Annotated in this window: 9 protein-coding genes and 1 tRNA gene; 8 read left to right on the top strand and 2 right to left on the bottom strand. The window is 75.4% G+C overall.

The genetic code is table 11. From position 1 onward, the window contains the following. Nucleotides 1-419: alpha/beta hydrolase family protein (locus ACYVI6_RS17285; protein WP_460447553.1), on the bottom strand; the 419-nt coding region annotated here is incomplete at its 3' end. 113 nt (nucleotides 420-532) lie between these two features. Between ACYVI6_RS17285 and ACYVI6_RS17280 the strand changes: the two genes are divergently transcribed. The 3 genes from ACYVI6_RS17280 (at nucleotide 533) to ACYVI6_RS17270 (ending at nucleotide 2,032) form a co-directional block, all read left to right on the top strand. After that, nucleotides 533-1,000 carry a DUF4383 domain-containing protein gene (locus ACYVI6_RS17280; RefSeq protein WP_460447552.1) on the top strand — a complete coding sequence of 156 codons (468 nt, stop codon included), beginning with the start codon at nucleotides 533-535 and terminating at the stop codon, nucleotides 998-1,000. Nucleotides 1,001-1,047: 47 nt separating this feature from the next. Continuing rightward, nucleotides 1,048-1,755 (top strand): isochorismatase family protein, encoded by a 708-nt coding sequence (locus ACYVI6_RS17275; protein WP_460447551.1) that lies wholly within the window; start codon nucleotides 1,048-1,050, stop codon nucleotides 1,753-1,755. A gap of 145 nt (nucleotides 1,756-1,900) precedes the next feature. Further along, nucleotides 1,901-2,032 carry a hypothetical protein gene (locus tag ACYVI6_RS17270; RefSeq protein WP_460447550.1) on the top strand — a complete coding sequence of 44 codons (132 nt, stop codon included), beginning with the start codon at nucleotides 1,901-1,903 and terminating at the stop codon, nucleotides 2,030-2,032. Nucleotides 2,033-2,062: 30 nt separating this feature from the next. Here the strand turns inward: ACYVI6_RS17270 and ACYVI6_RS17265 are convergent, their stop codons facing one another. Beyond that, complete coding sequence (locus ACYVI6_RS17265; protein ID WP_460447549.1) at nucleotides 2,063-2,551, bottom strand: YajQ family cyclic di-GMP-binding protein; 489 nt, start codon at nucleotides 2,549-2,551, stop codon at nucleotides 2,063-2,065. 94 nt (nucleotides 2,552-2,645) lie between these two features. Between ACYVI6_RS17265 and ACYVI6_RS17260 the strand changes: the two genes are divergently transcribed. From ACYVI6_RS17260 to ACYVI6_RS17240, 5 genes are all read left to right on the top strand, one after another. Beyond that, a tRNA-Tyr gene (locus ACYVI6_RS17260) sits at nucleotides 2,646-2,726 on the top strand. 303 nt (nucleotides 2,727-3,029) lie between these two features. Further along, entirely contained in the window at nucleotides 3,030-5,657 is a 2,628-nt protein-coding gene (locus ACYVI6_RS17255; RefSeq protein ID WP_460447548.1) for a SpoIIE family protein phosphatase, read from the top strand. Between the two features lie 115 nt (nucleotides 5,658-5,772). After that, nucleotides 5,773-6,567 carry an MBL fold metallo-hydrolase gene (locus ACYVI6_RS17250; RefSeq protein WP_460447547.1) on the top strand — a complete coding sequence of 265 codons (795 nt, stop codon included), beginning with the start codon at nucleotides 5,773-5,775 and terminating at the stop codon, nucleotides 6,565-6,567. Nucleotides 6,568-6,578: 11 nt separating this feature from the next. Further along, on the top strand, nucleotides 6,579-7,310 hold the full coding sequence (locus tag ACYVI6_RS17245) for a histidine phosphatase family protein (protein WP_460447546.1): 732 nt from the start codon (nucleotides 6,579-6,581) through the stop codon (nucleotides 7,308-7,310). Next, nucleotides 7,303-8,012: NAD(P)H-hydrate dehydratase (locus ACYVI6_RS17240; protein ID WP_460447545.1), on the top strand; the 710-nt coding region annotated here is incomplete at its 3' end. The genes ACYVI6_RS17245 and ACYVI6_RS17240, both read left to right, overlap by 8 nt.

The following is an 8,012-nucleotide window of genomic DNA, read 5'->3' as shown; positions in this document are numbered from 1 at the left end:
GAGTGCCCGACGACGGCGGTGCGGTCGAGGCGCAGCCCGCGCGCGGCGACGACGTCGTCGAGCCGGTCGCCCGCGCCCGCGACGTCGGCGAACGTCGTCGGCCAGCCGGGCACGCCGGCGGTGGTGCCGCGGTAGTCCAGGTTCCAGGTCGCCCAGCCCGCGGTCACCAGGTCGCGGGACGCCGCGCCGAGCTCGGTGCGGTGGTGGCCGTCGCGCCAGTACCCGCCGTGCACCAGCACCACCACGACGAGCGGCGTCCGCGCCGGCAGGGTCAGCTCGGCGACCAGGTCGGGGTGCGGCCCGTACACGACCACCTCGCCGCAGGACGTCGCCGCCCGCTGCCGCGCGCACCCGCCGGCCAGCGCGAGCAGCGCACCGCCCAGCACCGCCCGCCGCGTCACCGCCCGCCGCGTCGTCACGCGACCATCGTGCCCGGCGTCCGGCTGCGCGAGCACGGCCGCAGGGTGTGAGCGCGGCCGCAGCGGGTAGGCGCAGGGGGTCTCGCCGTCACCACCCCCTGAGGAGGACCGCCGTGGTCGACCCGGTGCACACCCCGACCGACCTCGAGCCCGCACCGGTGCGCACCGTGGCGCGCCTGGTGGGCGTCGTGTTCCTCGTGGTGGGCGTGCTGGGGTTCGTGCCCGGCGTCACCAGCGACTTCTCGCGCATGGAGATGGCCGGCGACCCGTCGCACGCGATGCTGCTCGGGATCTTCCGGGTGTCGGTGCTGCACAACGTGCTGCACCTGCTGTTCGGCGTCGCGGGGTTGGTGCTGAGCAGCCACGCGTCGGGCGCCCGCTGGTACCTGGTCGGCGGCGGGCTGGCGTACCTCGGGCTGGCCGTCTACGGGCAGCTCACCTTCAACGAGGGGCTGTTCAACGACCTGCCGGTCAACCTCGCCGACAACCTCCTGCACCTCGCCCTGGGGGTCGGCATGATCGGCCTCGGCGCCGTGCTGCCCGGCCCGCACGGACGACGCGCCTTCGGCCGCACGCGGTAGCCGCGCGCCTGCTGGACCCGCCGCGCAGCCGCTGCTCTGCTGTCGCGGTGAGCGACCCGCAGATCGAGCCGGCACCGCACGACTGGCACGTCGAGCAGCGCGAGATCGACCGCCAGGTGTCGCGACGCGGTCGGGTGCACGCGTACGAGCAGCTCGACCCCGCCCGGACGGCGCTCGTCGTGATCGACATGGTGCCGTTCTTCGTCGACGGCGCCGACACCCCGTACGTGCGCGGCATCGTGCCGAACGTGCGACGGCTGGCCGAGGGCGCGCGCGACGCCGGTGCGCTCGTCGTCTGGGTGGTGCCCGGGTACGTCGCCCCGACCGCCGTCGACGTCGAGTTCCTCGGGGCGGAGGCGGCCGCGGTGCTCGCGCGCAGCGGCGGCGACGGCGAGCCCCGCGAGCGGGTGTGGGGCGGGTTCGACGTCCGCGACGACGACCTGGTGGTCGAGAAGACCGCGATGAGCGCGTTCTTCCCCGGACGCTCGCCGCTGCCCGACCTGCTGCAGGAGCGCGGCGTCGACACGGTGGTCGTCGCGGGCACGGTCACGAACGTGTGTTGCGAGTCGTCGGTGCGCGACGCGAGCACCCTCGGCTACCGCGTGGTGCTCGTCGCCGACGCGAACGCCGCCCGCCGCGACCGGGACCACGACGCGACGCTGCACGTCGTGTACCGCACCTTCGGCGACATCAGGTCGACGGACGACGTCCTCGCGCTGCTGCACGCGACGGCCAGCTCGTCGCGCGCCACGTGAAGTCGGTGAAGGCACCGTTCCATGGGCTTGCTCGCTCGTTGGAGGGTGCGCGAGCCACAGGGAGCGCGCGGCGCGGGCGCCTTCGACGACCACGAAAACCGTTGTGGCAGCAGTCGTCTCGGCCGTCATGTCGTAGACTTGTCAGATGACGAGCGGTGGTGGGGCGGACGTCGGGCAGCAGGTGTGGCAGCTGCCCGACGCCGAGCTGCGCGCGCTCGTCGAGCAGACCGAGCGACGGGGTCGACGCGGTGCTGGTGCGGGCCGGCGTGGCCGCTGAGGCCGACGGACGTCGCCCGGCGGCGCCGGCCTAGCGGTAGTTGACGAACTGCAGCGCGACGTCGAGGTCGGCCTGCTTGAGCAGCGCCTGCACGGCTTGCAGGTCGTCGCGGGACTTGCCGGTGACGCGCAGCTCGTCGCCCTGGATCTGCGCCTTGACCGCCTTGGGGCCCTCGTCGCGGATGAGCTTGCCGATCTTCTTCGCGTGCTCCTGGTCGAGGCCCTCCTTGAGGGTCGACTCGAGGCGGTAGCTCTTGCCGGACGCCTTGGGCTCGCCGGTGTCGAGCACCTTCAGCGAGACGCCGCGCTTGATGAGCTTGGTCTGCAGCACGTCGAGGACGGCGAGGGTGCGCTCCTCGCTGTTGGCGGTCATGACGATGACGTCGCCGCTCCAGCTCACCGAGGCGTCGACGCCCTTGAAGTCGTACCGCTGGGCGATCTCCTTGGCGGCCTGGTTCAGCGCGTTGTCGACCTCCTGCCGGTCGACCTTGCTCACGACGTCGAACGAGGAGTCGGCCACGGTGTCCCTCCGAGGGGTGCTGGGTTTGCGGTCGCCACGTGGGCTCTTGCTATCCTTCCATCCGCTGCCCCGAGGGTCACCTCGCGGGCGGCATGGCGGGTTGCCCGAGCGGCCAATGGGAGCGGACTGTAAATCCGTCGCGAAAGCTTCGAAGGTTCGAATCCTTCACCCGCCACACGCACGACGAGGGGCCCCCGACCACGCGGTCGGGGGCCCCTCGTCGTCCGCGGGCCGCCGTGCGGGTCGGTCACGCTCCGCCCCGGGCAGGGCCACCACCTGAGCCGCGCCGTACCGACCGACGTGCTGCCGAGGGCGGTGCGGCAGGCGGAGCATGCGGCCGCCGCGGCCCACCACCCGTCGACCGAGCAGACGCCGTCGGTGCGTCGACCGCTGCCCGCCGCCGGACGGGGCGCGACCTGGGGCCCGACCGCCGCCCGGTGCGTCATAGTGGTGCACGGGCGGCATCGAGCCGTCCGTCGTGGCGAGCGAGGACGAGGTGCTGGTGCCCGAGCTCGGACGGCGTGGCAGCGACCGCCCCCAGGTGCCCGCGGCCGCCGCCTCGGTCTCCGCCGGCCGACCGGTGGCGAGGTCGGCGACCGCCGAGGTGCTGCGCACGATGGCCGCGCTGGCCGCGAACCTGCTCGACGCCCCGGCCGCCGAGCTGTCGCTGCTGGGCGACGCCGAGCACGTCGACGTCCTCGCCGGCGTCGTGCCGGCCGGTCGCTCGGTGCCGCTCGAGGGCTCGCCGTGTGCGCTCGTGCTGGAGGCCGCCGCGCCGCTCGTGGTGACCGAGGCGGCCGGCGACACCTCGCTCGCCGTGCTCGAGGCGGTGCGCGAGGGTGCGGCGGGCCCGTACCTCGGCGTGCCGCTGCGCGACCGCGGCGGCGAGCTGCTGGGTGCGCTCTGCGTGCACCAGCCCGACCCGCGCGAGTGGACGCCGCGCGAGGTGGCGCTGCTCGAGCGGGTGGCCGCGGCCACCGCCGAGCAGCTGCGGGCGACCGGCATCGTGAGCGGCTTCGAGCGGGTGCCGGACGCCCGCGACCCGCTGCTGGCACAGGCCGTGGCGGCGGCGGGCGTCGGCACCTTCGACTGGGACCTGGTCACCGACGAGCTGGTCTGGGACGGCGTCCTGCTCGACATGTTCGGCGTCCGGCCGGAGGCGTTCGGCGGCACCATCGACGACTTCCGGCGCATCGTGCACCCGGACGACCTGCCCCGGGTGTCGGTGGCGATCCGGACGTCCATCGACACCGGCTCGATCTACGAGGCGGAGTTCCGCGTGCTGCGCCCGGACGGCGGCACGCGCTGGGTCGCCGCCCGCGGGCGGCCGCTGTCCGGTGACGGCGGCGCGCCGGTGCGGCTGATCGGCGCCGTCACCGACCTGACCGTCCTGCGCGACGGCGAGGCCAGGGTCGGGCACATCCTCGACACGATGCGCGTCGGGTTCTTCCACGTCGACGCCGACTGGGTGTTCACCTACGTGAACGCCGAGGCCGAGCGGGTGCTGGACCGCCCGCGCGAGCACCTGGTCGGCGGCGCGCTGTGGGAGCGCTTCCCGGCGGCCGTGGGGAGCGACTTCGAGGAGTCGTACCGCCGCGCGGTCCGCGAGAACGTGACGGTCACCTTCGACGCCTACTACCCGGCGCCGCTCGACGCCTGGTTCGAGGTGCGGGCGGTCCCCGAGCCGGACGGCCTGGCGGCCTACTTCCTCGACGTCACCGAGCGGCGGGAGGCGCACGACGCCGCCGAGCGGGCGGCCGAGCGCGCCTCGCTCCTGGCGACCGTCGCGCGCGAGCTGTCCGACACCCTGGACGCCACCGTCGCGTTGACGAAGGTGGCCGGGCTGATCGTCCCGCAGTTCGCCGACTGGGCGGTGCTGAGCATCCTCGACGACGGGCCCGGGCACTGGCGCGGCCGGCTGCGCGATGTCAGCTCGTGGCACCCCGACCCCGCCGTGCACGCCCTCCTCGAGCGCTACCGGCAGCTGCGGGTGCCGGCGCTCACCGACGCCTCGCCGGTGGGTGAGGCGCTGCGCACCGGGCGGCCGGCGCGCGCCGTCCGCACCAGCTGGGCGGAGCCGGGTCAGGTGCTGCGGGCGGGGGAGGCCCACGACCTGCTCGTGCAGCTGCACGCCAGCGCCACGCTCGTGCTGCCGCTGCGTGGTCGCGGCCGCGTCCGCGGGCTGATGACGCTGGTGAACGGCGACGGCCGCGGCCCGTTCGACGACGAGGCGGTCGCCACGCTGCAGGAGATCACCACCCAGGTCGGCCTGGCGCTCGACAACGCCCGGCTGCACGAGCTGCAGCGCGGCTTCGCCGAGGAGCTGCAGCGCAGCCTGCTCGCCGGGCTGCCCGAGCCCGACCACCTGCAGATCGCCGCCCGGTACGTCGCGGCGACCGACGGCGCGCAGATCGGCGGTGACTGGTACGACGCGTTCCTCGTGCGCGACGGCAGCACCTGCCTGGTGATCGGCGACGTGACCGGTCACGACCGCGAGGCGGCGGTCGCGATGGCGCAGATCCGCAACGTGCTGCGCGGGGTGGCGCACGCGGTGGTGCAGCCCCCGGCCGCGATGCTCAGCGCCCTCGACTGGGCCCTGCGCGACTTCGACGTCGAGGCGCTCGGCACGGCGGTGCTGGCGAAGATCGAGCAGACGCCCGGGCAGCAGGCGACGAGCGCACGGACGCTGCGGTGGTCGAGCGCGGGCCACCTGCCGCCGCTGCTGGTGGGCGCGGACGGCCGGGCCGAGCTGCTGCAGGCCGGCAGCGACCTGCTGCTGGGCCTCGACCACACCGCGCCGCGGCGCGACCACGACACCGAGCTGCCCGTCGGCTCGACGCTGCTGCTCTACACCGACGGGCTGGTCGAGCGGCGCGGCGAGGACCTCGACGCCGGGCTCGAGCGCCTGCGCCGCTTCGTCGGCGACGCGGTGGGCCGCGGGCTGTCGCTCGAGGACGTGTGCGACGCCGTCGTCGACCGGCTGGCGTCGGACGCCGAGGACGACGTGGCCCTGCTCGCCGTGCGCGCGCACCCGGAGGACCGGCCCCGGCCGGCCGAGGCCGGTCCCGAGCGGCTGCCCTCCGACAGCGAGCCGGACCCGCGCTGACCGCCGGCCGGCGTGCCGCGCGGCAGCCCGACCCCGTCCGGGCGGCGCGCCGCCCGCAGCGGCGACATCCTGGGCGTCTCGTCGCCGTCGGCGTCGACCGGCCCGGAGGAGCGACGTGAGCACCCTGCAGTTCATCGGCACGGCGACGACGCTGCTGCGGCTCGGCCCGTTCACCCTGCTGACCGACCCGAACTTCCTGCACCGCGGCCAGTACGCCTACCTCGGCAAGGGCTTGGTGTCGAAGCGGCTGACCGACCCGGCGATGGACGTGGGCGACCTGCCCCCGCTCGACGCGGTGGTGCTGTCGCACCTGCACGGCGACCACTTCGACCGGGTGGCGCGCCGCGGGCTCGACCGCTCGGTGCCGCTGGTCACCACCCGGCACGCGGCCCGCCGGCTCGGCCCGCGCGGCTTCGAGGCGGTCGCCCTCGGCACCTGGGAGCAGCACGCGCTCGAGCGCGACGGGCACCGCCTGACGATCGAGTCGCTGCCCGGCGTGCACGCCTACGGCGTCATGGGGCGGCTGCTGCCGCCGGTCATGGGGTCGCTGCTCACGCTGCGCCGCGGCGAGGAGACCCTGCTCACCGTCTACCTGACCGGCGACACGCTGCTCGGCGACCACCTGACCGCGATCCACGAGCGGCACCCGCAGATCGACGTCGCGGTGGTGCACCTGGGCGGCACGAAGGTGCTCGGCGCGCTGGTGACGCTCGACGGCGCGGGCGGTGTCGAGCTGCTGCGGCGGGTGCGCCCGGCGTCCGCGGTGCCGGTGCACTACGACGACTACCGGGTGTTCCGGTCGCCGCTGCGCGACTTCGTGACGGCGTGGGACCGCGAGCCGCACCCGGCGACCACCGTGCGCACCGTCGGGCGCGGTGAGAGCATCGCCCTCGACCGACCCACCGGCTGATCGGAGCCCTCGTGACCCTGGGACGCCCACGGCGCCTCGTGCTGATCCGGCACGGAGAGAGCGTCGGCAACGTCGCCGACCGGGAGGCGCGGGAGCGGGGGGTCGGCCGCCTCGAGCTCGACGTCCGCGACGTCGACGTGCCGCTGTCGGACGTCGGGCAGGCGCAGGCGACGCACCTCGGCCGGCACCTCGTCACGCTCGACGCACCCGACCTGGTGGTGAGCTCGCCGATGCGCCGCGCCGCCGACACCGCCGCCCACTCGCTGGCCGCGCTGCCGACCACGCCGCGGATCGTGGTCGACGAGCGGTTGCGCGAGCGCGACCTCGGGCTCTTCGACGGGCTCACCGGCGACGGCATCCGCGCCGAGTTCCCGGACGAGGCCGAGCGCCGCACGAAGGTCGGCAAGTTCTACTACCGGCCGCCGGGCGGCGAGTCGTGGACGGACGTGCTGCTGCGGGTGCGCAGCGTGCTGCTGACCCTGGCGACCGAGCACGAGGGCGAGGACGTCTGGCTGTTCAGCCACCAGGCGGTGATCGCCTGCTTCCGCATCGCGATCGAGGGCCTGACCGAGCAGGAGGCGCTGGAGACCGAGCGCCGTCAGCCGCTGGCCAACTGCTCGGTGGGCGTCTTCGAGGACGACGGCACCCGGCTGGTGCTGCAGCGCTGGGGCGACGCCTCGGCGGTCGAGGACGCACCGGTGCCCACCACCCACGAGCGGGAGTCGGCGGGCCGGCATGAGTGAGCAGCAGCGCCCCCCGTCGTCCGAGGACGGCGCGGTGACGGTGACGCCGGCCGCGCTGCGCGAGTGGCCGATGCCGCGCGCCGGGCAGAAGGACGCGCGCGGGCGGGTGCTGGTGGTGGCCGGCAGCGACCGCACGCCGGGGGCCGCGGTGCTGGCCGCGGAGGCGGCGCTGCGCTCCGGGGCCGGCAAGGTGCAGGTCGTGACGGTCGCCTCGGTGGCCGCCGCGATGTCCGTCGCGGTGCCCGAGGCCCTGGTGGCAGGGGTGCCCGCGCGCGACGGCCGGCTGCCGGCGTCCGCCGCCGACGTCGTGCTCGAGCTGGCCGAGGGCTGCAGCACGGTGCTGCTCGGGCCCGGCCTGCTCGACTGCCTCGACCTGATGGAGGCCGTGGTGCCGCAGCTGTCGGGCACCGTCGTGCTCGACGCGCTGGGGCTGAGCTACGTGACCGCCCACCGCGACGGGCTGGCGCACCTCGGCGGCGACGCGGTGCTCACGCCCAACGCCACCGAGCTGGCGATCTGCCTCGACCGCGACGAGGACGAGGTCTCGGCCGACACCGCCGGCGCGGTGCGCGAGCTGGCGGCCACGGCGGGCTGCGCGGTGGTGTCGGGCGGCGCGACCACGTGGACGGCGTCGCCGGACGGGCGGCTGTGGCGCGACGGTGCCGGCGGCGGCGGGCTCGGCACCGCCGGGTCGGGCGACGT

This window comes from Angustibacter aerolatus, assembly GCF_054776675.1.
The sequence above is the reverse complement of the archived record's forward strand: the minus strand, read 5'-3'. Positions and strand labels throughout refer to the sequence as shown.